Below are 26,214 nucleotides of genomic sequence, written 5' to 3'. Positions count from 1 at the left end.
GGGGCGTGCACCATGCCGATCGACTCCGGCCACCTGACACAACCACCGTCACCGTCGGCCTTGTTACGGGCATTCGTCCGGCCGATCGATCGGAACCGGCCCCATCACCGGGTACTCGACGCGGCCGCCGCCCTCGCCGAATGCCACGCGCGCAGGCGCGCGGTGATCGAGGAGGCCCGCGACCCGGCCGTCTCCAGCGCGCGGATCCTGCGCCTGATCGACGAGATAGACCGCGAACGCACCACCCAGATGGCGCTCATCGACAACTGGGTGGCCACCAACCTGGCCCATCGGGCGGGTGCCTCGCTGCACACCGAGACCCTCGGCGCGGTGATCGATCGGATGGCACGAAAATGGATCGCCGCCCAGCATGCGCTGGACGGCGATCCGGAGGGTCGAACCCATCTGCACTGGTCCCGGCTGGCCGAACTGGCCGACGGCTACCGCGATCTCATCACCGATGTGATCGAGCACCGGCGCCGGTTGCCGGTGTGGTGATCAGTGCTGTTCGGGAACCGGCTTCGGTGAGACCACCTCGGTCTCGTCGACGATCTCGGCCTCGGTGACAGGCTGCTCGGGCGCCCGCACCTCGTCGTCGGTGGCGTCGTAGGCCGGTTCGGCCGCGGCCGCGTCACGGCGAGCCGCGGCGGCCGCTTCCTTCATCTCGATCGCGTCGGTGATGAACTCACCGATCTCCCGAGCCACTCCCGCGACGGTTCCGGTGATCAGCGCGGCGATATTGCCCACCCGCTGCGCACCGGAGGTCGTCAATTCCTGGACGAGATCCTTGTTGGTTTCGAATTTGCCGACCATTACACGCCCACTTCGGTTGCCTTCCGATTACGCATAACGATAACACCGGGCTTGGGCGCCCTCTTGGTGATGTTGTCGGGCAGCGCGAGCTGGAAGATCTTGACCCACACCGAACCGATCTGCTTGGAGAAACGGCCGGTGTTGTAGGGCAGACCGTACTTCTCGCACAGCGCCTTCACCTCGGGCGCCATTTCCGGGTACCGGTTGGCCGGGATATCCGGGAACAGGTGGTGCTCGATCTGGTGCGAGAGGTTGCCCGACATGATGTGGAACAGTCGCGAGCCGTTGATGTTGGCCGAGCCGAGCATCTGGCGCACGTACCACTCACCACGGGTCTCCTCCGCGGTCTCCTCCTTGGTGAACGTCTGCACGCCCGCCGGGAAGTGACCGCAGAAGATGATGGAGAAGGTCCACAGGTTGCGCACCAGGTTCGCGGCCGCGTTGCCCGCCAGGGTGTGCAGGAACAGCGGGCCGGTCAGCGCCGGGAACACCACGTAGTCCTTGAGGACCTGCCTGCCCGCCTTCTTGAACTGCCCCTTGAGCAGCGGCTTGAGGTCGGACCACTTGCGCTTGCCCTTGATGATGTTGTCGGCCTCGAGGTCGTGCACCATCACGCCCCACTCGAACAGCACCATCAGCAGGAAGGCGTAGACGGGGTTGCCCAGGTAGTAGGGGTTCCACTTCTGGCCCTCGTCGATACGCAGGATGCCGTAACCGATGTCGCGGTCCATGTCGTGGATGTTGGTGTAGGTGTGGTGCATGTAGTTGTGCGAGTGCTTCCACTGATCGGCCGGGCACACGGTGTCCCAGTCGAATTCGCGGGAGTTCACGCCGCGCTCACGCATCCAGTCGTACTGGCCGTGCATCACGTTGTGGCCGATTTCCATGTTGTCGAGAATCTTCGACGCGCCGAGTGCGGCGACACCGGCCAGCCAGAACGGCGGGAGGAAGCCGAGGTACATCAGACCGCGGCCTGCCACCTCGAGACCACGCTGGGTCTTGATGATCTTGTAGATGTATTCGCGGTCGCGTTCGCCGAGGTCGGCGACGACGCGGGCACGCAGATCGTCGAGCGCCTTGCCGAGCTCTTCGACCTGGTCGGGGGTCAGGATGACCGGGCCGTCTGCGGTTTCGGTGAGGATCGTCATAGCAGTATCTCCCCTGGGTTGTTTCGCGGTGATCGGTTGACTAGAGGGCGATGTCGACGTCGCCGACGGGTGCGTTCACGCAGATCTGGATCTGCTTGTCGGGGTCGGCGTCGAGTTCGCCGGTGCGCAGGTTGCGGGTGCAGCCGGACACCTTGGTCGCGGTGCAGGAGAAGCAGATCCCCATGCGGCAGCCGTATTCCGGGGTGAGCCCGGCCGATTCGGCCTGCTCGAGCAGCGAGGAACCGTTGTTCTCGGCGGCGACGTCGCTGCCGGAGAAGGTGACGGTGCCGGTGGCCTCGGACGGGTCGACCGGAACGGTGGTGAGGGTGAACTCCTCGCTGTGCACCCGATCCGCGAGACCCTCGGCCTCGAAGATGTTCTTCACAGCGTTCATCAGCGGCGGCGGGCCACACACGAAGGTCTGCGCGTCGGCGAACCAGGGCGCCACGCGCTCGAGCTCGTCGTAGTCGAAAAAGCCGCTGCCGGTGGAGGTCTCACCGTTGACGACCGTGCCCGGCTCCACCGGGAAGCGGTATTCCACCCGGAAGTTGGGGCGCCGGTTGGCGATCGCGGCAAGTTCCGCGCGGTGCGGAATCATCTCCGGCTGACGCGCGTAGTGCAGGAAGGTGACCTCACCGGTGTACGCCTCGGCGTCGAGCGTGCGCAGCATCGACAGCACCGGAGTGATGCCACTGCCACCACTGATGAGCAGCACCTTCGCCGGCCGCTGCTCGGGCAGCGCGAACACGCCGCCGGCCGGCTCGAGGTTGACGACCATGCCCGGTTCGGCGTGATCGTGCAGGTAGTTCGAGACCAGCCCGCCGGGGTGCGCCTTGACGGTGATCTGCAGGAAACGGTCGCTGCCGCCCTCGGGGTCGATGGGCGAGTAGCAGCGGACGTGGCGCACGCCGTCGATCAGCACCCCGATCTGGATGTACTGCCCGGCCTTGTGTCCACGCCAGCGGCGCGATGTGCGCAGGGTCAGGGTCACCGAGCCGGGCACCGCGCGGGATACATGGGTGACCTCGGCACGCAGTTCCCGCGCGGTCAGCGCCGGGCTGACGAGTTCGAGGTACCGGTCCAGCGGATGCGGCGTCGTCAACGTCTGCACCAGGTCGATCAGTCCCACCATGTGTGTTGCCCCTCTGCGGATGTTCCGTGGACGTGCTGGCGAAAATTTCAGTGCACGCCTGTACACTCACCAGTGTGCCGGATGAACCCGGCCCACTGTCAACCGGCAGCGATGTGAGCCGGACTACATTTCCAAGGAAGCGACTATGGTGAACGGATGTATGCTCACCGATGTGACTGAGCAGGCAGGAACCCGGAATGAGCGCAAAGCGCACACTCGGGCGGCTCTCCTCGACGGCACGCTGGCCCTGGCCGCGGAACGCGGGTTCGCCGCACTGAGCCTGCGCGAGGTCGCACGCTCGGCCGGGATCGTGCCGACGGCGTTCTACCGCCACTTCGCGTCGCTGGACGATCTGGGCGCCACCCTCGTCGACGAGGGTGTCACCGCGCTACGGCTGGCATTGCGCGAGGTCAGGCGCAAACCCGACGCCCACCTCGCCGACACCGTGCGGTTCGTCTTCGACCAGGTCGCCGCCAAGCGCGCGCTGTTCGGATTCCTCCTGCGCGAACGCCACGGCGGTTCGGCACCACTGCGTCAGGCCATCGCGATGGAGATGCAGCTGATCGTGCGCGAGATCGTCGCGGATCTGTCGCGGTTGCGCGCGCTCGACTCGTGGAGCACAACGGAACTCGAGATCGCCGCGGATCTGCTGGTCAGCACCGTCACCGACGGCATCGGATCATTCGTGTCGGCGACGCCGCGCGAAGAGGCGGCGGTCGTGGAGCGCACGGTGATGCAGATGCGCTTGATCGCCCTGGGTATCGCCGCATGGCAGCCCTCCCACCTCCCCGAGGCTTGACCGCCTCCCCCGAGAATCCAGGCCGGACTCAGGGGCGGGTCGACTTGCGTCGGCGGCCGAACGCGGGTTCGTGATCGCGTTTGTTCGTACCCGGTGAGTTACCCATGTTCTTGCGAATTCGCGGTGGATCCGGTTGGGAGTACAGGTGTTCACAAATTGGAACGGGTGAAATCGGTGACGCTACACAGGTTTGGCGTCCTGCACGGGTCTCGGTGCTCGGACCGGGAGCAGAACCAGTAGACCAACGGTGAGCACGACCAGTAGGCCGATGATTCCGGCGCGGTCGTTGTGGAAGGCCCAGGCGAACAGGCCGAACAGGGCTGGTGCCAGGAACGAGACGGCGCGGCCGGTGGTGGTGTACAGACCGAACAGCTGACCCTCGCGGCCCGGTGGGGCGAGGCGGGCGAGGAACGATCGGGCCGAGGCTTGGGCGGGACCGACGAAGACGGTCAGGGCCAGACCGAAGATCCAGAACATCAGCGAACCGGTCACCACCAGCAACACCGCGCCGCAGACGATCATCCCGATCAGCGAGCCGACGATCACGCGCTTGGGGCCGAGTCGGTCGTCGAAGCGGCCCGCCGCGATCGCCGCCGCGCCGGCCACCACGTTCGCGGCCACACCGAACAGCAGCACATCGGCGTCGGCGAAGCCGTACACACCGACCGCGAGCACGGCACCGAAGGTGAACACCCCGGCCAGCCCGTCGCGGAAGATCGCACTGGCCAGCAGGAACCACACGGTGTGCCGGTCGGTGCGCCACAGGTCGCGCACGTCACGCCACAGCACCCGGTAGGAGCCGAGGAATCCGACGCGGTCGGCGCCGGGATCGGCACCGGTGCGTGGCAGTTCGGGCACGGTGAACAGCACCGGCAGCGCGAACACCGTGAACCAGACGGCGGCGAGCACGATCACCAGCCGCACATTGAGGCCCTGATCGGTCGGCATGTCGAGCAGGCCGCGACGGTCGCCGTCACCGGCGAGGAAGCCCGCGTAGCAGGCGAGCAGCAGCACGATGCCACCGAAATAGCCCATCGCCCAGCCGAATCCGGATACCCGGCCGACCGTCGCAGGCGTCGACACCTGGCGCATCATCGCGTTGTAGGGCACCGTCGCCAATTCGAAGGTGGCCGAGGCGAAACCGAGCAGGACGAGCCCGAGCCACAGGTCTCGGTAGTCGGCGTGGACGAAGAACATCAGCGCCATCGCACCGACGGTGAGCGCGGTCAACGTGGCCAGCGCGCGCTTGCGGGAGCCGACCGCGTCGAAGTACTGCCCGCACACCGGTGCCGTCAGCGCGACGACCAGACCCGCGCCCGCCAGCGCCCAACCGAGCCACGCGCTCGCCGAGATCGTTCCCGGCAGGTCCTTGCCCACCTTGTCGGTGAGATACACCGAGAACACGAAGGTGAGCGTCACGGCCTGGAACGCCGAGGACCCCCAATCCCACAGCCCCCACGCCATCACCTGTCCGCGTCCGGCCGCCTCGCCGATGGTCGCGGACGCGCTCACCTCGGTCATGCACCGAGCGTAACGGCGTGTTCGGCGCCCGGCAGGGCATCGACGATCCGCCACGCCATCAATTCATATGAACCTGGTTGCATAGAACCGTTGGTTGCGCATATCCTCGTCGCATGGCACTCGAGCACGCGCTCCTGGTCTCGCTGAGCGAGCGAGCAGGCTCCGGGTATGAACTCGCCAGTCGATTCGACAAGTCGATCGGCTACTTCTGGAGCGCCACCCACCAGCAGATCTACCGCGTGCTCAAGCGGATGGAGGAAGCCGGCTGGGTCACCGTGGAATCGGTCGCCCAGCAGGGCAAACCCGACAAGAAGGTGTACTCGGTCGCCCCCGCCGGAGCCGAGGAACTGGCCCGCTGGATCGCCGAGCCCACCGAATCGGTGCCCACCCGCGACGAACTCGGCGTCAAGGTGCGTGGCGCCGCGCACGGCGATATCGACGCCGTCTGCGCCGAGGTCGCCCGCCATCGTGCCGAACACGCGCAACGCCTCGAGGAGTACCAGCTCAGCGAGAAGAAATTCTTTCCGGCGCCGGACCAGCTCTCCGGCACCGCTCTGCACCAGTACCTGGTGCTGCGCGCGGGTATCCGCGCGGAGACCGGTTACGTCGAATGGTGCGACGAAGTACTGCAGGCCCTGCGACCGCGAAAAGGTGACCATCGCCCATGACTGCCTATCCCCATTTGTTCGAGCCCCTCGACCTCGGCCACACCACCCTGCGTAACCGGGTGGTCATGGGTTCCATGCACACCGGCCTCGAAGACCGCGCCTGGGACACCAACAAACTCGCCGCCTACTTCGCCGAACGCGCACGCGGCGGTGTCGGTCTCATCATCACCGGCGGGTACGCACCCAACCGCACCGGCTGGCTCCTCCCGTTCGGCGGCAAGCTCACCACCAAGACCGAGGCCTACCGGCACCGGCGCATCACCAAGGCGGTGCACGACGAGGGCGGCAAGATCGCCATCCAGATCCTGCACGCGGGCCGCTATTCCTATATGCCGACCAGCGTTTCGGCCTCGGCGGTGAAATCGGCGATCAACCCGTTCAAGCCGCGTGCCCTCTCGGCCAAGGGCATCGAACGCACCATCGACGACTACGCCCGCTGCGCCGGGCTGGCCAAGTTCGCCGGGTACGACGGTTGCGAGATCATGGGCGGTGAAGGGTATTTCATCAACCAGTTCCTCGCGCCGCGGGTGAACAAGCGCACCGACAAGTGGGGCGGCACCCCGGAGAACCGGCGGCGGCTGCCCGTGGAGATCGCCCGCCGCATCCGCGCCGAAGTGGGCCCCGATTTCATCATCGTGTTCCGGTTGTCGATGGCCGAGCTCGTGGAGAAGGGCCAGACCTTCGACGAGATCGTCGCGCTCGCACAGGAATTGGAGGCCGTCGGCGTCGACATCCTCAACACCGACATCGGCTGGCACGAGGCGCGGGTGCCTACCATCGTCACCTCGGTGCCGCGTGCGGCGTTCGTGGAGTTCACCGCCAAGATCGCCCGCAAGGTGAACATCCCGGTGTGCGCGTCGAACCGGATCAACATGCCCGAGATCGCCGAGGAGATCCTCACCCGAGGCGACGCGGCCCTCATCTCGCTCGCACGCCCGCTGCTCGCCGACCCCGAATGGGCGAACAAGGCGCGCGGCGACCGCGCCGACGAGATCAACACCTGCATCGCCTGCAACCAGGCCTGCCTCGACCACGCCTTCGGCAACAAGAAGGTGTCGTGCCTGGTCAACCCGCGCGCGGGCAGCGAGACCACCCTCAACCTGCTGCCCACCCGACGCACCAAACGCATCGCGGTGGTCGGCGCGGGCCCCGCAGGGCTCTCGGCCGCGGTGAACCTCGCCGAACGCGGCCACCACGTCGACCTGTTCGAGGCCGACGACAAGATCGGCGGCCAATTCGACATCGCCCGCCGCATCCCCGGCAAGGAGGAGTTCGACGAGTCGATCCGCTACTTCCGCCGCAAGATCGAGCTCACCGGTGTCCAGCTGCACCTCGAAAAGCGTGTCAGTGCAACCGAACTCATCGACGGCGGCTACGACTCGGTCGTCCTGGCCACCGGCGTACGCCCCCGCATCCCCAACATCCCCGGCATCGACCACCCGATGGTGCTCTCGTACGCGGAGCTGGTGAAGCAGGAGAAGCCGGTCGGCAAGAAGGTCGCGGTGATCGGCGCGGGCGGCATCGGTTACGACGTGAGCGAATACCTCACCGTGGAAGGGCATCCCACGCTCAAGCTCGACGAGTGGAAGGAAGAGTGGGGCGTCGACTCCGACAACGAGCAGGTTCCCGGCCAGCTCAAGAAGCCCAACCCCTCCCCCGCCGCCCGCGACGTCGTTCTGCTGCAACGCAAGTCGTCCCCGTTCGGCAAGGATCTCGGCAAGACGTCCGGGTGGGTCCACCGTGCTGCGCTCAAAGCCAAGGGGGTCGAGCAGATCGGCGGGGTGAATTACGAGCGCATCGACGATACGGGTCTGCACATCAGCTTCGGGGAGAAGCGGGAGAACCCCCGAGTCATCGAGGTGGACAACGTGATCGTGTGTGCCGGGCAGGAATCGGTGCGCGAGCTCGAGGAACCGTTGCGGGCGGCCGGTGTCGAGCTGCATCTCATCGGTGGGGCCGAACTGGCTGCTGAGCTCGATGCGAAGCGGGCCATCGACCAGGGGACGCGACTGGCTGCTCGCCTCTAGACCCGGTCGTCCGACGCGACGGACGGCCGTTGCGACGCCCCCATCCACCGAACTCGCATCTGGTGGATGGGGGTGTTGGCTTTGGTTGGGGGTGCGGTGGGTGGCCGCTCCGAGTAGTACCGCACAGCTGAAGATGCGCAGGTCGGCGGCATGTCCCTCAGCGGGCGGACAGGTCGTGGAGCAGTGTTCTGAGGTCGTGGCCTTCGGGCGTTTCGTACCAGCGCAGGTGGCCCAGAAGCCAGTCGTGGTAGGCGATTTCGGCATTGCGGGGTTCCTGGGGGATCGTGAGGAAGTAGTCGATCTCGGAGAGTTCGTAGCCGATGTGTGCCAGGGGGAGCAGATCCGGTAACAGTTGGCTTTCCGCGTGGTTCAGCGGACGGATGGACTGGTAGCCCTCGAACAGGGCCGTGATCTGGTCTGTGCGAACGTTGGCGGGGCCACCGTCCCGGAGGGCGATCCAGTCCACGGCGGTACGTTCCACGGCGGTGGCGAGGTCGAAGACGGCGGTGGTGCGGTCGGACAGACCGAAATCGATCACCGAGGTCACCTCGTGGTCGCGCCAGAGGAGATTGGTCGGGTGCCAATCACCATGCGTCCATAGGGGTTCGACGGTGGTGAGGTCGGCGCGGAGGTCGGGGACTTCTGTGCGCCAGGCGCGGTCGGTGAGGAACGTCGCGAGAGCGGGCCGGCGCGCGATATGCCATTCGAAGGCGCCGATGACGTCGCTGTGCATGCTGGCGAGCAACGGGCGGGCGGGACGGGCGGGGGCATCGAAACCCTCGGCCGCCGAATGCAATCGGGCCAGCATCGTGCCTGCTCCGGCAGCGTCCTCGATATCGCGGAACGGTGTCCAGGAAAAGTCCGCGCGATACCGATCGTCCCCTTCCCCCAACCGATGCACCTCGTAGACGAACGCACGACGATGATCGGCGGGGCCGCCACCTACGCTGTCGGGCTCCGTGGACTCGACACCGAACCGGTGCTGTCCGAGGTCGTTGCGGGACGCAGCCGCCCGCAACTCGGACCCGGTGACGGTGCGTACCTCCGGCACCGGAATCCCGCGTGCTCGCAGGTGTGCCATGAACCGGTGCTCCTCCGCCAGGGCACCCAGGTCACGCAGCGCACTCGGCAACCGTTTGACGACGAATCGCTCACTGCCGGTACGCACCCCGACCGTCGCGGAAAGCGGTCGCGCACTTCGCCATTCGATCGTCGCTCCATTCGAGCCCCATGTAGCCGCGACGGCCGAGGCGGCTTCGGCTTCGGTGAGCGCGGGCCATGTCGGTGCAGCCAGCGGCTCGTCGCCCATTCCGAAAACGCGGTCCTCATCCATCGCTCGGACTCCGCCCGGCCGCCCGGAGCACCCCGCCGCGCCGCCGAATCACCGTCGCCGACCGACGACCACGACGACACCGGTCGCGGCACCGGCCGCGAGGAACGAGAAGAGCGATGCCGACGTCCACCAGGTCGGGTGCACGCCGAGCGCGTCCTGGATCCCGGTCCACCGGTCGGCCCACCACGACACCGAGCCGGGGTTGCACAGCTGGTACACCGTGAAGCCGATCGCCCAGGGCAGCAGCATGATCGGGCGGGCGGGCGAGTTGTCGGACAGGTCCCAGCCGGTTCGGCCGCGCCCGAAGAAGTAGTCGACCACGAGCACGGCGGTGAGGGGAACGAACACCGAGCCGATGAGCAGCAGGAAGTTCGCGTAAGAGCTGAAATCGCGCACATTCAGGGCGAAGACGGTGGCGAGCACGCCGACGACGGCGGCCAGGATGCGGCGATCCACGCGCGGCAGCAGGTTCTGCAACGACATGGCCGTGGAGTACACGTTGGCGAAGGATTGGTCGGTCTCGCGCAGCACGAGCACCGCGAAGAACACCCAGCCCGCGGTGATCCCGAGGAACGAGTCGAACAGCTGGTTCGGGTCGCCGCCCACGTGCAACAGCGCGACGATACCCAGCAGGTAGCACCAGATCTGGGCCACCGAATACCCGATCACGGTGGCACCGCCCGCCACCTTCACCGACCGCGAATGCCGGGTGTAGTCGGCGGCCAACGGCACGAACGACACGGCGACGGCGAGCGCGGTGTCGACGGCGGGAAAGAACCCGGACCAGGAGGTCTGTCCCATATCGGGCAGCGGCTGGCGCAACATCTGCACGGTGAAGTACAGCATCGCGATACCGACCGCCACGGTGACGTAGCGCCGCAGGATCCCCACCACATGCATCGGCCAGATCGCCATCACCGTGCTCAGCGCCCCGGCCGCGATCACCGCCACCGCGTGCGGCACCCGGTCGCTGGTGAGCGCCGCGATACCCGCCGCGATCACGGTGAGCTCGTACACGCCCCAGCCGATGCACTGCACCACATTGGCCACCGTCGGCAGCCCGGACAATTTGGTGCCGAACAGCCCACGGAAATTGGCCATCGCGGGCGCACCGGTTCCGGCGCCGACCGCCCCGGCGGCGGCCACCATCGACGTGCCGACGATCGTGCCGACCACGGTCGCCAGCACCGCCCCGAGCAGCGGTAACCGGTCGTACCCGGGCGGTTGCAGCACGTAGATGGCCCCGGTGAAGCCGATCAGGCTCACCCCGAGATTGGTCCAGAAGGCGGCCTGATCGGCGAACCCGAACGTGCGCGGCGGCTCGGTGGACAGCAGCAGCGGCGCCTCCTGGGCGCGGGGCGAGGAGTCAGTAGTCATAGCAAGAGCCATGCTATGGCCGGGCGGGCGATCCCCTAAGCTTCGCCGTGTGAGCCTGCCCTCCCCCACTGCTGACAATCGTGCCGTCGTCACCGGCGCGTCCTCCGGTATCGGCACCGCCCTGGCCGCCGAGCTGGCCGGGCGCGGCTATTCGTTGATCCTGGTCGCCCGGCGCGGTGAGATCCTGACCGAACTGGCGCAGCGGCTGACGCTGGCACACGGCATCACCGCCGAGGTCCGTGCCGTCGACCTCGCCGACCGCACCCAGCGCGCGAGCCTGGTCGACGAGCTGTCGGTGCGCGATATCGCCATCCTGTGCAACAACGCGGGCATCGCCACCTTCGGCCCTGTCGCCGAACTCGACTTCGCCTACGAACGCGCGCAGATGGAACTCAACGCCACCGCCGTGCACGACCTGACCCTGGCCGTGCTGCCCGGCATGATCGAGCGCAAGGCGGGCGGCATCCTGATCAGCGGCTCGGCGGCGGGCAATATGCCCATCCCGAACAACGCCACCTATGCGGCGTCGAAGGCGTTCGCCAACACGTTCTCCGAGTCGCTGCGCGGCGAACTCAAGGGCAGCGGGGTCAATGTCACCCTGCTGGCGCCTGGTCCCGTGCGCACGGAAACGCCTGCGCCGGAAGAGGAGTCGATCGTCGACAAGATGGTCCCCGACTTCCTGTGGGTGTCGAGCGAATACACCGCGAAGGTGTCGATCGACGCCCTGGCCCGCAACAAGATGCGTATCGTCCCCGGCCTGATCAGCAAGGGCATGAGCGTCGCGGGCAACTACGGTCCGCGCGCGATGACGGCCCCGATCGCGGGCGCGTTCTACAAGAAGCTCGGCGGCTGACAGCTCACTCGACGGGCAGCAGGGCTTTCGCGGCGGCCGTGATGATGGCGTCGGCGACCGCGTTCAGGGCGGGCGAATCCAGCTTCCACTGCTGCCAGTAGAGCGGCACGTCGATCCGCGCCCGGCCGTTGATGTTCACCAAAGTGCCTGCGGCCCGGTCGGTTTCGGTCTGTAGGTCGGGCAGCATGCCCCAGCCCATGCCGAGCCGGACCGCCTCACGGAATGCGGTCGAGGACGGCACGAAATGTGTCGGCGGATCGGCGGGCTGCTGATTGGCACCGCGCAGGTGGCGGGCTTGCAGGTCGTCGTTGCGGTCGAACTGGATCATCGGCACGTGGGTGTAGGAGCCGGGTCGCGCGCCGTCGGGGAACCAGTACTGCGCGAAGTCCGGCGTGGCGAGCGCCTGATAGCGCATGGCGCCGAGCGGTCGCACCCGGCAGCCCTGCACCGGGGTGGCGGTGGAGGTGATCGCCGCCATCACCGTGCCGTCGCGCAGCAGCCGGGTGGTGTGTTCCTCGTCCTCGCGGTGCAGTTCCAGACAGGCGATGCCGGCGATCCGCGACACGGCGGGCAGCACCCATGTCTCGAGCGAGTCGGCGTTCACCGCGATCGGAATGCGGGCGGGTCGCCCGGCCGGCCGGTCCGGCTCGCCGAGTTCGCGCGCGGTATCGGCGGCGAGCACGTGCACCTGCCTGGCCAGTCGCAGCACGGCGAGTCCCGATTCGGTGGGGCGCACCGGTTTCGACCGCTGCACGAGAATGCGGCCCGCCGCGTCCTCCAGTGCCTTTATCCGCTGGCTGACAGCCGACGGCGTGAGGTTCAATCGGCGGGCCGCCGCGTCGAAGGTGCCTTCGGTGAGCACGGCGTCGAGCGCGCGTAGCTGGTCGAGCTGCAGATCCACATCAGCGATTCTAATTGTTCTGCAGAATTATTAGCTGGACTGAATCCACCGAGCTTCCTAGCGTCGGGGATATGACGACATCGTCGGCCGCAGTGGCCGCACTCTCCGGGTTGGGTTTCGGGCTCTCGCTCATCGTCGCGATCGGCGCGCAGAACGCGTTCGTCCTGCGACAGGGCGTGCGCGGCCGACACATCCTCCCGGTGGTCGCGGTGTGCGCGCTCTCGGATGTGGTGCTGATCGCGGCCGGGGTGGCCGGGTTCGGCACCGTCGTCGAGTCGTTTCCGGCGGTCGTGACCATCGCGCGGTGGGCCGGGGCGGCTTTCCTGGTCTGCTACGCCCTGTTCGCCGCCCGGCGGGCGTTCGGGTCGTCGGCACTGCAGGCCGACCTCACGGGCACCTCGGCGGCACTGGGCGCCTCGGTGCTCACCTGTCTCGCGCTCACCTGGCTCAACCCGCACGTCTACCTGGACACGCTCGTCCTGTTCGGCTCGTTCGCCAGCACCTGGGCGCCCTCGGAGCGCTGGTTCCTCGCGGCCGGGGCCATGCTGGCCAGCGTGCTGTGGTTCTTCGGCCTCGGTTACGGCGCGAGTCGACTCGGCCCGCTGTTCGCGAAACCCCTCGCCTGGCGCATCCTCGACTCGCTGATCGCGGTGGTGATGCTCGCACTCGCGATCGGTCTCGTCCTCGGCTGACTCAGGACTGCGCCGACCACGGTGTCACCGGCGGCTTGACCCACAGCAGCTTCTCGTCGGCATGGGCGCGGCGTGCGGCCTCGTGATCGGGGTTGCGCGCGGCCCAGGCGTCCTTCTGATCGAGCAGGTCCGCGACCACCCGCCACGTCTCGTCGGTGCTCGGCGGATTGGTCTCGGCAGCACGGGCGAGCTTGCGCAGCGTCGGCGCGGACAGGGCGAGTAATTCGGCGCTGCTGATGTCGCGAGCCCACAGGTAGGCCGCCAAGCGGCGGGCCTTGGCGACGCGACTGGCTGTCGCCGCGTCGGAATGCGCGTGATCGGGTGCCTGATCGGCGCTGTCTGGCACGAGGGCATTCTAACGGCGAACGCCCGCGCCCCGGTCTTCCCCAAACCGGTGCGCGGGCGTTGCTGTGTTCTCAGTGCGTATCAGTACGCGCTGTTGACGTTGTCCATCGAGCCGTAGCGGTCGGCGGCGTAGTTGCAGGCCGCGACGATGTTGGCCACGGGGTGCCACACGTCGAAGGGGGTGCCCTCCACGTGGTAGGCGGCGAAGGTCGGGTCGATCACCTGGAGCAGGCCCTTGGAGGGGATGCCCGCGGCGGCGTTGGAGTCCCACAGGTTGATGGCCTGGGGGTTACCGGTCGACTCGCGCATGATGTTGCGCATGATGCCCTCGTAGCTGCCGGGGATGCCCTTGGCGGCCATGATGTCGAGGGCCTCACGGATCCAGCCGTCGAGGTTGTTCGGGTACACCGGCGCCGCGGGGGCGGGCGCGGGCATCGGGGCGGGGGCCGGCTCGGGAGCCGGGGCCGGGGCGGGCAGCACCTCGGGCGCGGGGGCAGGCACGGCCTCCACGGCGGGGGCGGGGGCGGCACCGACGGCCGGGATGGCCTCGGCCTGCTCGACGACCATGGCGGCACGCTGGGGGACGCTGTCGTCGGCGAAGGACACCGCCGAGGACGCGGCAACGGCCACCAGGCCGACCGCGGCGACTGCCACGGTGAACGCCTCGCGGCGGTGGCCGATCATGGAGTTGAGCTTGTCTTTGACGATCATGTTCTTCTCTGTTCCTTCATCTCTGTCTGGCGACCGCAGGCCTCGGTGGAGACGCGGTGGACCGCGCAGCGCGCGCAGCGGCGCACGCCGGTCAGGCGATGTGTTGTTTCTGTCGGTATGGGAATGTGCGACGCTGTGGTGTCGGAGACGCTCGATGGCTGTCCCGCTCGTCGCACGGTGCTCCACAGCTGGCTGCGGGGAGACCACGCGCTGTTCGGTATCCGGGTTCCCGGTGGCTAACCAAACCGCAGGTCTGTTTGTGACCTGATGACAGAATGGTCACGGTAGGTTAACGCGAGATGAACGAAATCTGAACGGCAGGTGCTGGCGATCTTGGTCGCTTCGACCCGTGGTTGCAGAATCGTTATGTATGCAGGGGGTTTAGAACTGCGGCAACCGTGGTATGGGTCACAGAAAAAGTTTGCCCGAATCAGGTTTCCTGGCTGTTCGCAGTGGTGAAACGGGCGCGCGAGGCACCGAAGGTAACGATCGATGACGAGGCTGGCAGACCGCAAAAAGACCGCATCCCGGCAGTGGTAACTGCCGGGATGCGGTCTGCTGTGCGCCATCAGGGACTCGAACCCCGAACCCGCTGATTAAGAGTCAGCTGCTCTGCCAATTGAGCTAATGGCGCTTGGCTCTGCCCCGCTCCGCGGGGCGTCTGCTCCGCTCTGCGGTGCGGAAGAAACATTAACAGGCCCGAGGGCGAAAAGTGAAATCGGGCTCTGACCAGCACCGATGCCGGACGGTTCGCAGTGTTAACAGATCGGGCCCCGGCACGTATCTAACGATTGCCCACTCGGGTCGTGTCGCCACGCTTTCGACGTTGGTGGCGACCGGGCGGGCTGGCAGAATGGCGGGGCGTCGGTATGGAAACGGGGTTGGACATGGGTAAGAAGCGGGGGAAACCTCGGTCATTGCGGATGATCGTTCCGGTGGCACTGTTGGCGGTTTTCGCCCTCGGTGCTTCCGCATGCTCGTCGGCCGAGGGTGCCGGGGTCGAGGTGGCGATCGACCGTAACCCGATCACCGAACTCATCAAGCCGAAACTGGTCTCCGAGATCAAGGACGGCCAGGTCGGCGTCTCGCCGGGGATGCCGCTGAAGTTCCAGGTGCAGGACGGCAAGTTCACCGAGGTGAAGCTGACCAACCAGCAGGGCACGCAGGTGTCGGGTCAGCTCGCGCCCGACGGGCGTTCGTGGGCCACCACCGAGGTGCTCGGTTACGGCAAGACCTATCAGCTCTCGGCCGCCGCGATCGGCCTCGGCGGCGCGAACTCCTCCTCCCTGAGCTTCACCACGAGCTCACCGAACAACCAGACCAAGCCGTACCTGATGCCCGGCGAGGGCGAGGTAGTCGGTATCGGCCAGCCGGTGGCGATCCAGTTCGACGAGAACATCCCGGACCGTCGCGCCGCACAGGACGCCATCAAGATCACCACCGAACCGCCCGTCGAAGGCGCGTTCTACTGGGTGAACAACCGCGAAGTCCGTTGGCGCCCAGAGCATTTCTGGAAGCCGGGTACGCGGGTGAACGTGGAGGTGAACGTCTACGGCAAGGACCTCGGCAAGGGTCTGTACGGCCAGGACAACATCACCTCGCACTTCACCATCGGTGACGCGGTGATCTTCACCGCAGACGACAACACCAAGCAGGTGACCGTCGAGCGCAACGGCGAGGTGATCATGACCATGCCGACCTCGATGGGCAAGGATTCCACGCCCACCGACAACGGCATCTACATCGTCGCCGACAAGCACGAGAAGATCATCATGGACTCGTCCACCTACGGTGTCGCGGTGAACTCCGCCGACGGCTACCGCACGCCGGTGGACTACGCCACGCGGATCTCCTACAGCGGCATCTTCTTCCACTCGGCGCCGTGGTCGGTGGGTCAGCAGGGTTACTCGAACGCCAGCCACGGCTGCCTGAACCTGAGCCCCGCCAATGCTCGCTGGGTGTACGAGAACGCCAAGCGCGGTGACATCACGATCATCAAGAACACGGTCGGCGGGACGCTGTCGGGCGTCGACGGGCTCGGTGACTGGAACATTCCGTGGGCGGAGTGGAAGGCGGGCAACGCCGACGTCTCCTGACCCATACAGCCGAAAGGCCGCCGGATGTCTCCGGCGGCCTTTTTCGTGCCCTGATCAGACCGGGGTGGGCAGATCGGCGCAGTCCATCATGGCCTCGCCCGCCACGGCCATGGCGCTACCGAGAGCCCCGCAGAGGATGCGTCCACCGAACAGCAGGCGGTCGAGGTTGGGCAGGCCCGCCGAGCCGGTACCGGAGGAGCCGGTGGTCTCGAGGCCGCCGGTCGATCCGCTCTGCGCCGACCCCGTTTCGGGCGGTCCCGGCAGTTCCATGCCGCCCGAGGGGGTGGCCGTGAAGTCGGTGAGTGGCAGGCCGGGGGTCTGTGCCGCCGAGGTGCCTGCGACGGGGCCGAGCACGGTGGCGGCCGCGAGGGCCACGACGACGGTGGAACGCTTCATCAAGGGTCTTTCCGGTCGAACGAGGATATGGCGACCCACACATTTGGGCAGCCGTCCAGAGTGTAGCGGTTCAAACGTGACCTGCGTCATGAAGCAGATGTGGGCTCCGACAACGAAGAAGGCCCCGATCCAGAGGATCGGGGCCTTCTCTTCGGGGTGACCGACGGGACTCGAACCCGCGACAGCCAGGATCACAACCTGGTGCTCTACCAACTGAACTACGGTCACCATCACCGGCTTGCACCGGCGCGGTAAATACTAGCTTGTACCGGCCCCGATGCCCTAATCCGCTGGTCGGGACCCTGTTCCGGTGACATCGACGGCCTCGGTGACCGCCGCCGCGATGCTCGCGATGTCGGCCGAGGACGGGCCGGGCGGCGCCACGAAGGCGGTGCGCCGGTAGTACTCCAGCTCGCGGATGGATTCCTTGATGTCGGCCAGCGCGCGGTGCGCCAGCCCCTTCTCCGGCTGACCGAAGTAGATGCGCGGGTACCAGCGGCGGCACAGTTCCTTGATCGAGCTCACGTCGACCATCCGGTAGTGCAGGTGCGCGTCCAGTTCGGGCATATCGCGCGCGATGAAACCGCGATCGGTGGCGATGGAGTTGCCGCACAGCGGCACGGTGCGCGCGGCGGGCGCGTACTGGCGCACGTAGTCGAGCACCTGCTCCTGGGCCTGCTCGAGGGTGACCGTCGAGCGCCGGACCTCCTCGGTGAGACCGGATTTCGCGTGCATGTCGGCGACGACGGGTGGCATGCAGGCCAGGGCGGCGTCATCGGCGTGGATGACGATGTCGACACCGTCACCGAGAATGTTCAGGTCGCTGTCGGTTACGAGCGCGGCGATCTCGATCAGCTTGTCGCTGTCGAGACGGAGCCCCGTCATCTCGCAATCCATCCAGACCAAGAGTTTGTCGGACACCCGAGCCACCCTAATGGGGTATCGGCGCGCCTCGCCGACAGGTGTGTCGCACGGGCGCGGCGGAGGTGTTTGCCGACGACACCCACCGAAGGCCACCACAGGGGTGACCGGCCCGGATACAGTTTGCCTGAGATTGTCCGTTCATGTTCTTGCGATCGAGACGGAGGACGCGATGACCACCCCTCAGGAGAAGGCGGCAGCGGCTCGCCTGGCAGCCGAAGAGGCGGCGCGCGTCGCCGCCGAGGCAGCCGCCGCGGCGGAGGCCGCCGAGCGGGAGGCGGCGCAATCGGCTTCGGCGGCAACGTCACCCGACGCGTCGGCCGGGTCGGGCGCCGCCGCACAGATCGCGGCCGGTTACGCCTTCGATGGCCAGGCCCTGGAGCTGGGCACCGTTGTCGTCGACGGGACCACCGATCCCGCTGCGCGCGTGCGTATTCCGTTGCGCATGATGAACCGCCACGGGCTCGTCGCGGGTGCGACCGGCACGGGCAAGACCAAAACCCTGCAGGGCATCGCCGAACAGCTCTCGCGGGCGGGCGTTCCCGTGGTGCTCGCCGATGTGAAGGGCGATCTGTCGGGTCTGCGCGACCCCGGTGCCGACAACGACAAGATCCGCGTTCGCGCCGCCGAGACCGGCGCGAACGACTGGGCGCCGAGCGGTTTCCCCACCGAATTCGTCTCGCTCGGCACCGAGGGCATCGGCGTGCCGATCCGCGCCACGATCACCTCCTTCGGCCCGATCCTGCTCAGCAAGGTCCTCGGCCTCAACGACACCCAGGAGTCGACCCTCGGGTTGATCTTCCACTGGGCCGATCAGCGGGGTCTTGCCCTGCTCGACCTGAAGGACCTGCGGGCGGTCATCACTCACCTGACCAGCCCCGAGGGCAAGGAAGACCTCAAGGGCATCGGTGGGGTGTCCAGCCAGACCGCCGGGGTGATCCTGCGTTCGCTGGTGAATCTCGAGGCCGAGGGCGGTGACACGTTCTTCGGCGAGCCCGAACTCGATCCCGCCGATCTGGCCCGGGTCGTCGACGGCCAGGGCGTCATCACGCTGGTAGAACTGGGTCAGCAGGCGGCACGGCCCGCACTGTTCTCCACATTCCTGATGTGGGTGCTCGCCGAGCTGTTCCAGACGCTGCCCGAAGTGGGTGACGTCGACAAACCCAAGCTCGTCTTCGTCTTCGACGAGGCGCATCTGCTCTTCGCCGACGCCTCCAAGGCATTCCTCCAGCAGATCGAGCAGACCGTGAAGCTGATCCGCTCCAAGGGTGTCGGTGTGTTCTTCTGCACCCAGCTGCCCACCGACATCCCGAACGCGGTGTTGTCGCAGCTCGGCGCCCGCGTCCAGCACGCGCTGCGCGCCTTCACCCCCGACGATCAGAAGGCGTTGGCGAAAACGGTTCGCACGTATCCGAAGTCGGAGGTCTACGACCTCGAGGAGGCGCTCACCAGCCTCGGTACGGGTGAGGCGATCGTCACAGTGTTGTCGGAGAAGGGTGCGCCGACCCCGGTTGCCTGGACCAAGATCGTGCCGCCGCGGTCGCTGATGGACACCATCGGTGACGACGCCATCCGCTCCGCCGCGGGGTCGAGCTCGTTGCAGGGCAAGTACGGGCAGAGCATCGACCGCGAATCGGCCTACGAGATGCTGCTGGCCAGCGTGGCTGCCGCACCCGCACCGGAAACCGCCCCGCCGCCTGCCGGACCGGACGCGGATTCGGCGGCCGAACGGATCATGAAGAACCCGGCCGTGAAGAGCTTCCTGCGCTCGGCGGCCAGTGCGGCGGGGCGCGAGATCAGCCGCAGCCTGTTCGGCACCCGGCGACGCCGGTAGTCAGCTCTGCTCGACCGCCGAGGCCACCTTGTCCGAAAGTGACCGCAATGCCGCGGCTTCCTGACGGGTCATGTTGTCCACGAACAGCTTTCGTACCAGCTCGACATGTTCGGGCGCGGCGGCGCGCAGGACGTCGCGCCCGTGGTCGGTCAGCGTGACGACGATGCCACGCGCGTCGTCGGCGGCCGGGGCCCGGTCGACCAGCCCCCGCGCCGCCATCCTGGCCAGTTGTTTGGACAGCCGCGACTTGTCCCAGCACACCTCGGCGGCCAGATCCCTGGCACGCAGACAGCCCTGCGGTGCGGCCGAGAGCGGAACCATCAGCTCGTAGTCGGCCATCGACAGCCCGTGCCCGGCCAGCCCGGCCGACAGCGCCGCGTCCAGCCGCTGCCGCATCCGGATGAAGGCCTGCCAGGTCTGCTGCTCTTGCTCGGACAACCATCGGGTCACGGGAATGATCCTAGAGCCACATTGGTTGACATGGAAACCAAATAGGTTCCACTCCAGGAGGCGCTTCCCATGCCCGCGATCACCGTCGACGACATCATGGTGCTGCCCCGGCTCCCCCGCCCGGACGTCACCGAAACCCAGCGGCCGGTACGTCAGATCGTCACCGCCCACCGTCAGCGCGAGGGGGCGGGCTTCGAGGTGACGCGCCCGTTCCCCAGCGTCGACCTGCGCGCGGCCGACCCCTTCATCCTGCTCGACCAGATGGGCCCCGTGGCCTATGAGCCCTACGAGGCCAAGGGCGCGCCGTGGCATCCGCATCGCGGCTTCGAAACCGTCACCTACATGCTCGACGGCACCATGGTCCACCACGACTCCCAGGGTGGCGGCGGCGTGATCGGCGAGGGCGACACCCAGTGGATGACAGCGGGCTCGGGCATGCTGCACGACGAACTGCCCGAGGAGAAACTGGTGATCTCCGGCGGCCGGTTCCACGGCATCCAGCTGTGGGTGAACCTGCCACGCGCCCAGAAGTTCGCCACCCCGCGCTACCAGGACCTGCGCGGCAGCGAGCTCACCCTGGTCAGCTCGCACGACGGCGGCGCCCTGGTACGGCTCATCGCGGGCGAGGTCGGCGGCTTCGCCGGACCCGGTTCCACCTACACCCCGATCGCCTACGCGCACGCCTCGATCAGCCCCGGCGCGCAGCTGGAAACACCGTGGCCGCAGGACTTCACGGCCATGGCCTACGTGCTGTCGGGCAGCGGCACGGCGGGCACCGACCGTCGGCCGATCCACACCGGACAGCTGGTGATGTTCGGCAAGGGCGAGGCCATCACGCTCACCGCCGACACCACACAGGACTACGGTGACCTCGAAGTGCTGCTGCTCGGCGGAAAACCGTTGCGCGAGCCCGTGATCCAGTACGGACCGTTCGTCATGAACACCCGCGCCGAGATCATCGAGGCACTCGAGGACTTCCAGGCCGGACGGATGGGCACCGTACCCGCCGAGCACCTCACCGGGCGCAGGCTCGGCGAGTAACAGTCGAGGCACACGCGGTGCGGTTGACAAGCGGGGGCCCCGTCATGAAGGTTGACTTCGCCGCCCGAGGCGTGTGTCCGGGCCAACATCCGAACCGCAGCAGACATAGAGGAATTCATGAACGTTCGTCGGCTCACTGTCAGCCTCGCCGCCGTAGGCCTCGGCCTGCTCGTCGCCCCCGCCGCTCAGGCGAATCCGTTGGTGACGGGCTCCGCGGGCACCGGCTCGTCCAGCTTCGACTCCCTGCTCGGCGCCACCGGCTCGGCCAACCTGGTCCAGTCCGGTTCGGCCGGCGGTGCGTTCCGCAGCTGCGACGAGGCGATGGCCGCAGGCCGTGCCCCCCTGTTCCGCGGCGAGGCGGGCTATTCCCCCCACCTCGACCCCGACGGCGACGGCCTGGCCTGCCCCACGCAGTAATTTGGAGCGCTGGCGCGCTCGAGTTGGTGCGTTTGCATACAGAAACACCCGATGTGGCTTGTGCCGCATCGGGTGTTCTGTGTTTCGGGCCGTTTGTCAGCGGCGGAAGAGTTTGACCAGGACCAGGCCCGCTACGAGGGCACCCGCGCCGATCAGCGTGTATTTGACCTTCGGCTCGTTGAACTTGGCGACCACGATCGCCTTCGTGTCGTCGGCGATCCGCTGCGGATCGGCGCGCACCGCCAGTTCGTCGAGCGTGGTCGCCAACCGGGCGCGCGCGATCTCGATCTCGCGTTCGATCCGGTCGGTGTCGTCCTTGGCCACCGTCACCTCCAGGTATGTGTCTGTGCTCGCCCGAGTCTATCCATGCCGTCAGCGGACCCGGTCGGTTACCGTGCGGTGGTGACCGACAACCATCGCCTCTCCCCCGGAGACACCGCACCCGATTTCACGCTGCCCGACGCCGACGGCAAGGACGTGTCACTGTCGGACTACCGTGGCCGCAAGGTGATCGTCTACTTCTACCCGGCCGCCTCGACCCCCGGCTGCACCAAGCAGGCCTGCGACTTCCGCGACAACCTCGCCGAACTGAACGAGGCCGGGATCGCCGTCCTCGGCATCTCACCGGACAAGCCGGCCAAACTGGCCAAGTTCCGCGACGCCGAGGGCCTCACCTTCCCGCTGCTGTCCGACCCGGAACGCACCGTGCTGCAGCAGTGGGGCGCGTTCGGCGAGAAGAAGATGTACGGCAAGACCGTCACCGGGGTGATCCGCTCGACCTTCCTCGTCGACGAGCAGGGTGCGATCGAGGTGGCCCAGTACAACGTGCGCGCCACCGGCCACGTGGCGAAACTGCGCCGCGACCTGTCGGTGTAGCTACTCGGCGAAGGTGCGGATGAACACCTCGAAACCGTCGAGCATCCGCGCCAGCCCGAATTCGAAATCCGCTCTGGCCCAATCGAAATGGACGTCGCTCTCGCCGTCGAACGCCGAACCCGACATGGCGGCTGTGACCGCGGGGAACCGCTGCGGGTCGAGTACGCGTGCCATCACCGACGCGAAATCGGCACCTTCGACGGTCTGCAGATCACGCAGCATGCGGCGTTTGCCGATGACGTAGACCGACACGTTCATCACCAGCTCGAGCTTCGCCGGCTCCGGCACGCCGGTCCCGGCGAGCGCGCCGAGCGCCACCTCGAGCCAGGCCATATTGTTCGGGCCCATGGGCGGGCGGGCCAGCGGGATATCGATCCACCACGGATGCCTGCCGATCCGGTCGAACTCGGCCAAAGCCCACTGTTCGAGACCTGCGCGCCAGGAGGTTCCGGCGGGAATGTCCGGTGGCGCGCCGACCACGCGGTCCATCAGCAGGTCGAGCAAGGTGTCCTTGCTGTCGACGTAGCGGTACAGCGACATGGCGGTGAAGCCGAGCTGCTTGGCCACCCTGCTCATCGACAGCGCGGCGACGCCTTCCGCGTCGGCGACCTCGATCGCGGCATCGATGATCTGGTCGATGGTGAGCGCCCGCTTCGGTCCGCGACCGGCCGGCTGGGCCAGCCCCCACATCAGTTCCACCGCTCTGGGTAACGCCGCTTCGCCGGTCGTCATCGACTCGTCCGCCTCCTTCGCTCTGCCACGACTCTAACCGGCGGCCCTCTTGTGCCGAACAACTGTTTAGCCTATAAACAATATAGGCCATAAACAGTGGCATCGATCGGAGAAAAAATCCATGGCACCCGAACCACCCGCACTCTCGGTGCGGCAGCTGCACAAGTCATTCGGCACCCACGTCGTCCTCGACGACCTCGACCTCGAGGTCCGCGCGGGCACCGTCTTCGCCCTGCTCGGCCCCAACGGCGCGGGCAAGACCACCCTGGTCCGCATCCTCGCCACCCTCACCCGACCGGATCGCGGCGAACTGCGCGTCCTCGGCCACGACCCGGTCACCGAAGCCGACGACGTGCGCGCGCTGATCGGCGTCACCGGCCAGTTCGCGGCCGTCGACGGAGTGCTCACCGGCCACGAGAACCTGCGCCTCACCGGCAAGCTGCTGCATCTGGACAAGCCTGAAATCGCCCGCCGCGGTGCCGCATTGCTCGACCGGTTCGATCTCGTCGACGCCGCGGCCAAACCGGTCGACACCTACTCGGGCGGCATGCGACGCCGACTCGACCTGGCCATGAGCCTGATGGGCCGCCCACGGCTGGTCTTCCTCGACGAGCCGACCACCGGCCTCGACCCACGCAGCCGCCGTGATCTGTGGACCGCCATCCGCGAACTCGCCGCCGAGGGCACCACCGTCTTCCTCACCACGCAATACCTGGAGGAGGCCGACCAGCTCGCCGACCGCATCGCCGTCCTCGACGGCGGGCGCATCGTCGCCGACGGCACCCCGGAGGAACTCAAGCAGCTCGTCCCCGGCGGGCACCTCCGGTTCCGGTTCGCCGATCACGCCCTGCTCACCGCGGCGGCGAAGGCGGTGCCGAGCGCACAGGTCGACGCCGAACAACTGAGCATGCAGGTGTCCTCGACAGGCAGCGCGGTGGAGATCAAACTGCTGCTCGACCGGTTCGCCGAACTCGGCATCGCCATCGAGCAGCTCACCGTGCACACCCCCGACCTCGACGATGTGTTCTTCGCGTTGACCGGCCGGACGGCGGTGGCGGCATGAGCGCCATGACCACCGTGCAGGATTCGGTCACCATGCTCGACCGCAATATCCGCCACACCCTGCGCAGCCCGGACACCATGATCATGACCATCGCGCTGCCGGTGATGATCCTGCTGATGTTCGTCTACGTCTTCGGCGGCGCGATGCGGGTCGACGGTGCCTACATCGACTACGTGGTGCCCGGAATCATCCTGCTGTGTGCGGGGTTCGGCGCCTCGACCACGGCGGTGGCGCTGTCGACGGATCTGGCCGAGGGCATTGTCGACCGGTTCCGGGCGATGGCGATCGCCCGCTCTGCGGTCCTCACCGGGCATGTCGTGGAGAGCGTGTTGCGCAATCTGGTCACCTCGGCCGTCGTGATCGGCGTGGCCGTGGTGCTCGGCTTCCGGCCGACCACCGATCCGGTGCGCTGGCTCGGCGTGGCAGGCGTGCTCGCGATGTTCGTGTTCGCGTTGTCCTGGTTGTCGGCGGCGCTGGGAATGGTGGCCCGTAATCCGGAGGCCGCCAACGGGTTCACGTTCTTCTTCATGTTCCTGCCGTATGTGAGCAGCGCGTTCGTGCCGACTTCGACCATGCCGACCTGGCTGCACGCTTTCGCCGAGAACCAGCCGGTGACGCCGGTGATCGAGACGATGCGGGGGCTGCTGATGGGCACACCCATCGGCGACAGCGGGCTGCTCGCGGTGCTGTGGTGCGGCGGCATCGCGGTGGCCGGGTATCTGGCCGCGCGGTGGATGTTCCAGCGCCGCACCAGTTCCTGAGCGGAAGGGACACGGGCCGCGCGATCGTCTCGCGCGGCCCGTGTGCGGCTCAGTCGGCCGACTGTGACATCCGGCCAGGCGGCGTCATCGCCTGGGCGGGTTGCATGCTGAGCGGGATGCCGGTGCCCGGCACGGTCTGCACGGCGACCGGGATCTCCGGGACGACCGGCTGTACCGGTTCCAGGGGAAGCGGCTCGTCCTCGGCCGCGTCGCCGTAGAGCTGGGTCGGGTAGTCCAGCGGGAACACCCCGGGATTCACCAGTTGCGGGTTCGGTGACACCTTTTCGTAGGGCCAGATGTCGGTGGGCGGTGTCGGGTCGACCGCGAGGCCGCTACCCGAGCCGATCCCACCGGCGGAACCGGAATCGGCGGCGTCCTGCGCGTGCGGCGCCGGGGCCGGATGTGCCGGTGCCAGGCCGGGTTCGGACGACGCGGCGGTGTTGTCGACCGCAGGCGTGCCACCGTCCATCAGCGCGTAGGAACCACCGACCACGAGCCCACCCGCCAGCACACTCGCCGCCGCGGCGGCCACCGCGGTGCCGCGGCGGGACCGCGCGGGCCCGGTGATCGGCACCACCTTCGTGTCACCGAGCGCGACCAGCGCGGCACCGGCGGCGGGCGCGTAGCCGGCCAGCCGGCACGGCAGCACCGGCACCCCGAAGCCCGCGGCGGCCTCGCGCACGGCGGGCGCGTCGGCCGACGAGCCGATGAGCACCACCGCGCCCGGGCGCACCGACGCCGCGTCGAGCTGGTCGCCTGCCGCCGCCACCCCGGCACGCAGCGCCTCGGGCGTGGACGGGCCGGTCTGCGAGCACGCCGCGAGCACGCGGTGCCTGCCCGGATCGAGCAGGGTCATCGCCTGGTAACCCGGCACCGCTTCGTAGACGAGCAGGGTGTCGAATTCGTCGAGCCAGGTCATCACGCCGCCGACGAACAGGTGTGCCGACTTGGCCGACACCAGCGACGCCGTGCTCCACGGCGTGGTCGCCAGATGGGTGACGATGGCGCGGCGATCGGCGGCATCGCGGTATCCGACTGCCGCACCGGCGATCTCGTAGTCCTCGCCGAGTTCGGCGGCGAGGGCGTCGAGCGCGACGCGCACCGCCTCGGCCGTCTCCGGTCTGCTGTCACCGGCGGTACGGACGGTGCGCCGCAGCACCATCCGATCGGTGAGGGTGCTGCCCGTCTCGGCGAGCGCGACCGCGTGCACGGCTCCACGCTCGGTGCTCACGCCGAGGGTTACCACTGATACTGCTGCCACCAGTCTTGCCTTCCCCTGTAGCGAAACGATGCCCCTGTGCGACGCG

At 67.6% G+C, this 26,214-nt stretch carries 28 protein-coding genes and 2 tRNA genes; 13 read left to right on the top strand and 17 right to left on the bottom strand.

Annotation, left to right across the window (positions count from 1 at the left end):
* Positions 1-12: 12 nt before the first annotated feature.
* Positions 13-498: a DUF4254 domain-containing protein gene (locus AB0I19_RS17065; protein WP_084457441.1), complete on the top strand. Its 486-nt coding sequence runs from the start codon at positions 13-15 to the stop codon at positions 496-498.
* Here AB0I19_RS17065 and AB0I19_RS17060 read toward each other — a convergent pair whose 3' ends face one another.
* The 3 genes from AB0I19_RS17060 to AB0I19_RS17050 are packed head-to-tail and all read right to left on the bottom strand — an operon-like array spanning position 499 to position 3,093.
* A complete protein-coding gene (locus AB0I19_RS17060; RefSeq protein ID WP_067486107.1) occupies positions 499-813 on the bottom strand; it encodes a hypothetical protein in 315 nt (104 codons plus the stop codon).
* Positions 813-1,961 (bottom strand): acyl-CoA desaturase, encoded by a 1,149-nt coding sequence (locus AB0I19_RS17055; RefSeq protein ID WP_357149679.1) that lies wholly within the window; start codon positions 1,959-1,961, stop codon positions 813-815. The genes AB0I19_RS17060 and AB0I19_RS17055 overlap by 1 nt, the downstream gene beginning before the upstream one ends.
* 40 nt (positions 1,962-2,001) lie before the next feature.
* Positions 2,002-3,093 (bottom strand): ferredoxin reductase, encoded by a 1,092-nt coding sequence (locus AB0I19_RS17050; protein ID WP_357149677.1) that lies wholly within the window; start codon positions 3,091-3,093, stop codon positions 2,002-2,004.
* Positions 3,094-3,265: 172 nt separating this feature from the next.
* Between AB0I19_RS17050 and AB0I19_RS17045 the strand changes: the two genes are divergently transcribed.
* Positions 3,266-3,892, top strand: coding sequence for a TetR family transcriptional regulator (locus AB0I19_RS17045; protein WP_357149675.1), 627 nt, complete (start codon positions 3,266-3,268; stop codon positions 3,890-3,892).
* 180 nt (positions 3,893-4,072) lie between these two features.
* Here the strand turns inward: AB0I19_RS17045 and AB0I19_RS17040 are convergent, their stop codons facing one another.
* Positions 4,073-5,413, bottom strand: coding sequence for an MFS transporter (locus AB0I19_RS17040; RefSeq protein WP_357149672.1), 1,341 nt, complete (start codon positions 5,411-5,413; stop codon positions 4,073-4,075).
* A gap of 113 nt (positions 5,414-5,526) precedes the next feature.
* Here AB0I19_RS17040 and AB0I19_RS17035 point away from each other — a divergent pair, with 113 nt between their 5' ends.
* Both AB0I19_RS17035 and AB0I19_RS17030 read left to right on the top strand, forming a co-directional pair.
* On the top strand, positions 5,527-6,081 hold the full coding sequence (locus AB0I19_RS17035; protein ID WP_357149669.1) for a PadR family transcriptional regulator: 555 nt from the start codon (positions 5,527-5,529) through the stop codon (positions 6,079-6,081).
* Complete coding sequence (locus tag AB0I19_RS17030) at positions 6,078-8,108, top strand: NADPH-dependent 2,4-dienoyl-CoA reductase (RefSeq protein WP_357149666.1); 2,031 nt, start codon at positions 6,078-6,080, stop codon at positions 8,106-8,108. The genes AB0I19_RS17035 and AB0I19_RS17030 overlap by 4 nt, the downstream gene beginning before the upstream one ends.
* A gap of 157 nt (positions 8,109-8,265) precedes the next feature.
* Here the strand turns inward: AB0I19_RS17030 and AB0I19_RS17025 are convergent, their stop codons facing one another.
* Positions 8,266-9,441, bottom strand: a complete 1,176-nt coding sequence (locus AB0I19_RS17025) for a phosphotransferase (protein ID WP_357149663.1) — start codon at positions 9,439-9,441, stop codon at positions 8,266-8,268.
* Positions 9,442-9,489: 48 nt separating this feature from the next.
* Positions 9,490-10,818 carry a cytosine permease gene (locus AB0I19_RS17020; protein ID WP_357149660.1) on the bottom strand — a complete coding sequence of 443 codons (1,329 nt, stop codon included), beginning with the start codon at positions 10,816-10,818 and terminating at the stop codon, positions 9,490-9,492.
* Between the two features lie 49 nt (positions 10,819-10,867).
* On the opposite strand from AB0I19_RS17020, the gene cmrA reads away from it, so the two are divergent.
* Positions 10,868-11,671: a mycolate reductase gene (gene cmrA / locus AB0I19_RS17015; RefSeq protein ID WP_067486092.1), complete on the top strand. Its 804-nt coding sequence runs from the start codon at positions 10,868-10,870 to the stop codon at positions 11,669-11,671.
* A 4-nt stretch (positions 11,672-11,675) separates the two neighbouring features.
* Here cmrA and AB0I19_RS17010 read toward each other — a convergent pair whose 3' ends face one another.
* Entirely contained in the window at positions 11,676-12,572 is an 897-nt protein-coding gene (locus tag AB0I19_RS17010) for a LysR family transcriptional regulator ArgP (RefSeq protein ID WP_357149657.1), read from the bottom strand.
* A gap of 71 nt (positions 12,573-12,643) precedes the next feature.
* On the opposite strand from AB0I19_RS17010, the gene AB0I19_RS17005 reads away from it, so the two are divergent.
* Complete coding sequence (locus AB0I19_RS17005) at positions 12,644-13,264, top strand: LysE/ArgO family amino acid transporter (RefSeq protein ID WP_067486088.1); 621 nt, start codon at positions 12,644-12,646, stop codon at positions 13,262-13,264.
* 1 nt (position 13,265) lies between these two features.
* Here AB0I19_RS17005 and AB0I19_RS17000 read toward each other — a convergent pair whose 3' ends face one another.
* The 3 genes from AB0I19_RS17000 to AB0I19_RS16990 form a co-directional block, all read right to left on the bottom strand.
* Positions 13,266-13,610: a hypothetical protein gene (locus tag AB0I19_RS17000; RefSeq protein ID WP_357149654.1), complete on the bottom strand. Its 345-nt coding sequence runs from the start codon at positions 13,608-13,610 to the stop codon at positions 13,266-13,268.
* A gap of 80 nt (positions 13,611-13,690) precedes the next feature.
* On the bottom strand, positions 13,691-14,320 hold the full coding sequence (locus tag AB0I19_RS16995; protein WP_067642507.1) for a transglycosylase SLT domain-containing protein: 630 nt from the start codon (positions 14,318-14,320) through the stop codon (positions 13,691-13,693).
* A gap of 561 nt (positions 14,321-14,881) precedes the next feature.
* Positions 14,882-14,954, bottom strand: a tRNA-Lys gene (locus AB0I19_RS16990).
* 253 nt (positions 14,955-15,207) lie between these two features.
* Between AB0I19_RS16990 and AB0I19_RS16985 the strand changes: the two genes are divergently transcribed.
* Positions 15,208-16,416 carry an Ig-like domain-containing protein gene (locus AB0I19_RS16985; RefSeq protein ID WP_357149651.1) on the top strand — a complete coding sequence of 403 codons (1,209 nt, stop codon included), beginning with the start codon at positions 15,208-15,210 and terminating at the stop codon, positions 16,414-16,416.
* A 54-nt stretch (positions 16,417-16,470) separates the two neighbouring features.
* On the opposite strand, the gene AB0I19_RS16980 is transcribed toward AB0I19_RS16985, so the two are convergent.
* The 3 genes from AB0I19_RS16980 to orn all read right to left on the bottom strand — a co-directional run bounded on the left by AB0I19_RS16980 (position 16,471) and on the right by orn (position 17,733).
* Positions 16,471-16,812: a hypothetical protein gene (locus AB0I19_RS16980; RefSeq protein ID WP_067486076.1), complete on the bottom strand. Its 342-nt coding sequence runs from the start codon at positions 16,810-16,812 to the stop codon at positions 16,471-16,473.
* A 155-nt stretch (positions 16,813-16,967) separates the two neighbouring features.
* Positions 16,968-17,040: transfer RNA gene (locus tag AB0I19_RS16975), tRNA-His, on the bottom strand.
* Between the two features lie 54 nt (positions 17,041-17,094).
* Positions 17,095-17,733 carry an oligoribonuclease gene (orn, locus tag AB0I19_RS16970; RefSeq protein WP_067486075.1) on the bottom strand — a complete coding sequence of 213 codons (639 nt, stop codon included), beginning with the start codon at positions 17,731-17,733 and terminating at the stop codon, positions 17,095-17,097.
* A gap of 172 nt (positions 17,734-17,905) precedes the next feature.
* Between orn and AB0I19_RS16965 the strand changes: the two genes are divergently transcribed.
* Positions 17,906-19,567 carry a helicase HerA-like domain-containing protein gene (locus AB0I19_RS16965; RefSeq protein ID WP_357149648.1) on the top strand — a complete coding sequence of 554 codons (1,662 nt, stop codon included), beginning with the start codon at positions 17,906-17,908 and terminating at the stop codon, positions 19,565-19,567.
* On the opposite strand, the gene AB0I19_RS16960 is transcribed toward AB0I19_RS16965, so the two are convergent.
* Positions 19,568-20,017: a MarR family transcriptional regulator gene (locus tag AB0I19_RS16960; protein ID WP_357149645.1), complete on the bottom strand. Its 450-nt coding sequence runs from the start codon at positions 20,015-20,017 to the stop codon at positions 19,568-19,570.
* A 69-nt stretch (positions 20,018-20,086) separates the two neighbouring features.
* On the opposite strand from AB0I19_RS16960, the gene AB0I19_RS16955 reads away from it, so the two are divergent.
* Together AB0I19_RS16955 and AB0I19_RS16950 are read left to right on the top strand one after the other, a co-directional pair.
* The gene (locus tag AB0I19_RS16955; RefSeq protein ID WP_067486934.1) at positions 20,087-21,058 is read left to right on the top strand and encodes a pirin family protein; all 972 of its coding nucleotides are present in this window, start codon (positions 20,087-20,089) and stop codon (positions 21,056-21,058) included.
* A gap of 117 nt (positions 21,059-21,175) precedes the next feature.
* Positions 21,176-21,475 carry an excalibur calcium-binding domain-containing protein gene (locus AB0I19_RS16950; protein WP_067486070.1) on the top strand — a complete coding sequence of 100 codons (300 nt, stop codon included), beginning with the start codon at positions 21,176-21,178 and terminating at the stop codon, positions 21,473-21,475.
* Between the two features lie 96 nt (positions 21,476-21,571).
* Here the strand turns inward: AB0I19_RS16950 and AB0I19_RS16945 are convergent, their stop codons facing one another.
* Complete coding sequence (locus tag AB0I19_RS16945; RefSeq protein ID WP_067984714.1) at positions 21,572-21,799, bottom strand: DUF3618 domain-containing protein; 228 nt, start codon at positions 21,797-21,799, stop codon at positions 21,572-21,574.
* Between the two features lie 78 nt (positions 21,800-21,877).
* On the opposite strand from AB0I19_RS16945, the gene bcp reads away from it, so the two are divergent.
* Positions 21,878-22,351: a thioredoxin-dependent thiol peroxidase gene (bcp, locus tag AB0I19_RS16940; RefSeq protein WP_067486928.1), complete on the top strand. Its 474-nt coding sequence runs from the start codon at positions 21,878-21,880 to the stop codon at positions 22,349-22,351.
* Here bcp and AB0I19_RS16935 read toward each other — a convergent pair whose 3' ends face one another.
* A complete protein-coding gene (locus AB0I19_RS16935) occupies positions 22,352-23,083 on the bottom strand; it encodes a TetR/AcrR family transcriptional regulator (protein ID WP_357149640.1) in 732 nt (243 codons plus the stop codon). It abuts the gene before it with no gap.
* A 121-nt stretch (positions 23,084-23,204) separates the two neighbouring features.
* Here AB0I19_RS16935 and AB0I19_RS16930 point away from each other — a divergent pair, with 121 nt between their 5' ends.
* Positions 23,205-24,146, top strand: coding sequence for an ATP-binding cassette domain-containing protein (locus AB0I19_RS16930; protein ID WP_357149637.1), 942 nt, complete (start codon positions 23,205-23,207; stop codon positions 24,144-24,146).
* A gap of 5 nt (positions 24,147-24,151) precedes the next feature.
* Positions 24,152-24,907: an ABC transporter permease gene (locus tag AB0I19_RS16925; RefSeq protein WP_357150151.1), complete on the top strand. Its 756-nt coding sequence runs from the start codon at positions 24,152-24,154 to the stop codon at positions 24,905-24,907.
* Between the two features lie 49 nt (positions 24,908-24,956).
* On the opposite strand, the gene AB0I19_RS16920 is transcribed toward AB0I19_RS16925, so the two are convergent.
* The gene (locus AB0I19_RS16920) at positions 24,957-26,168 is read right to left on the bottom strand and encodes a hypothetical protein (RefSeq protein ID WP_357149634.1); all 1,212 of its coding nucleotides are present in this window, start codon (positions 26,166-26,168) and stop codon (positions 24,957-24,959) included.
* Positions 26,169-26,214 lie beyond the last annotated feature (46 nt).

The organism is Nocardia sp. NPDC050413 (assembly GCF_040655475.1).
Classification (GTDB): Bacteria; Actinomycetota; Actinomycetes; order Mycobacteriales; family Mycobacteriaceae; genus Nocardia; species Nocardia coubleae.
The sequence above is the reverse complement of the archived record's forward strand: the minus strand, read 5'-3'. Positions and strand labels throughout refer to the sequence as shown.

What these genes read in the sequence shown, in the direction of transcription:
- AB0I19_RS17065 (WP_084457441.1), top strand. Translation starts at nt 13, where the DNA reads ATGCCGATCGACTCCGGCCACCTGACACAACCACCGTCACCGTCGGCC.
- AB0I19_RS17060 (WP_067486107.1), bottom strand. Translation starts at nt 813, where the DNA reads ATGGTCGGCAAATTCGAAACCAACAAGGATCTCGTCCAGGAATTGACG.
- AB0I19_RS17055 (WP_357149679.1), bottom strand. Translation starts at nt 1,961, where the DNA reads ATGACGATCCTCACCGAAACCGCAGACGGCCCGGTCATCCTGACCCCC.
- AB0I19_RS17050 (WP_357149677.1), bottom strand. Translation starts at nt 3,093, where the DNA reads ATGGTGGGACTGATCGACCTGGTGCAGACGTTGACGACGCCGCATCCG.
- AB0I19_RS17040 (WP_357149672.1), bottom strand. Translation starts at nt 5,413, where the DNA reads ATGACCGAGGTGAGCGCGTCCGCGACCATCGGCGAGGCGGCCGGACGC.
- AB0I19_RS17035 (WP_357149669.1), top strand. Translation starts at nt 5,527, where the DNA reads ATGGCACTCGAGCACGCGCTCCTGGTCTCGCTGAGCGAGCGAGCAGGC.
- AB0I19_RS17030 (WP_357149666.1), top strand. Translation starts at nt 6,078, where the DNA reads ATGACTGCCTATCCCCATTTGTTCGAGCCCCTCGACCTCGGCCACACC.
- AB0I19_RS17025 (WP_357149663.1), bottom strand. Translation starts at nt 9,441, where the DNA reads ATGGATGAGGACCGCGTTTTCGGAATGGGCGACGAGCCGCTGGCTGCA.
- AB0I19_RS17020 (WP_357149660.1), bottom strand. Translation starts at nt 10,818, where the DNA reads ATGACTACTGACTCCTCGCCCCGCGCCCAGGAGGCGCCGCTGCTGCTG.
- AB0I19_RS17005 (WP_067486088.1), top strand. Translation starts at nt 12,644, where the DNA reads ATGACGACATCGTCGGCCGCAGTGGCCGCACTCTCCGGGTTGGGTTTC.
- AB0I19_RS16995 (WP_067642507.1), bottom strand. Translation starts at nt 14,320, where the DNA reads ATGATCGTCAAAGACAAGCTCAACTCCATGATCGGCCACCGCCGCGAG.
- AB0I19_RS16985 (WP_357149651.1), top strand. Translation starts at nt 15,208, where the DNA reads ATGGGTAAGAAGCGGGGGAAACCTCGGTCATTGCGGATGATCGTTCCG.
- AB0I19_RS16980 (WP_067486076.1), bottom strand. Translation starts at nt 16,812, where the DNA reads ATGAAGCGTTCCACCGTCGTCGTGGCCCTCGCGGCCGCCACCGTGCTC.
- AB0I19_RS16965 (WP_357149648.1), top strand. Translation starts at nt 17,906, where the DNA reads ATGACCACCCCTCAGGAGAAGGCGGCAGCGGCTCGCCTGGCAGCCGAA.
- AB0I19_RS16955 (WP_067486934.1), top strand. Translation starts at nt 20,087, where the DNA reads ATGCCCGCGATCACCGTCGACGACATCATGGTGCTGCCCCGGCTCCCC.
- AB0I19_RS16950 (WP_067486070.1), top strand. Translation starts at nt 21,176, where the DNA reads ATGAACGTTCGTCGGCTCACTGTCAGCCTCGCCGCCGTAGGCCTCGGC.
- AB0I19_RS16935 (WP_357149640.1), bottom strand. Translation starts at nt 23,083, where the DNA reads ATGACGACCGGCGAAGCGGCGTTACCCAGAGCGGTGGAACTGATGTGG.
- AB0I19_RS16930 (WP_357149637.1), top strand. Translation starts at nt 23,205, where the DNA reads ATGGCACCCGAACCACCCGCACTCTCGGTGCGGCAGCTGCACAAGTCA.
- AB0I19_RS16925 (WP_357150151.1), top strand. Translation starts at nt 24,152, where the DNA reads ATGACCACCGTGCAGGATTCGGTCACCATGCTCGACCGCAATATCCGC.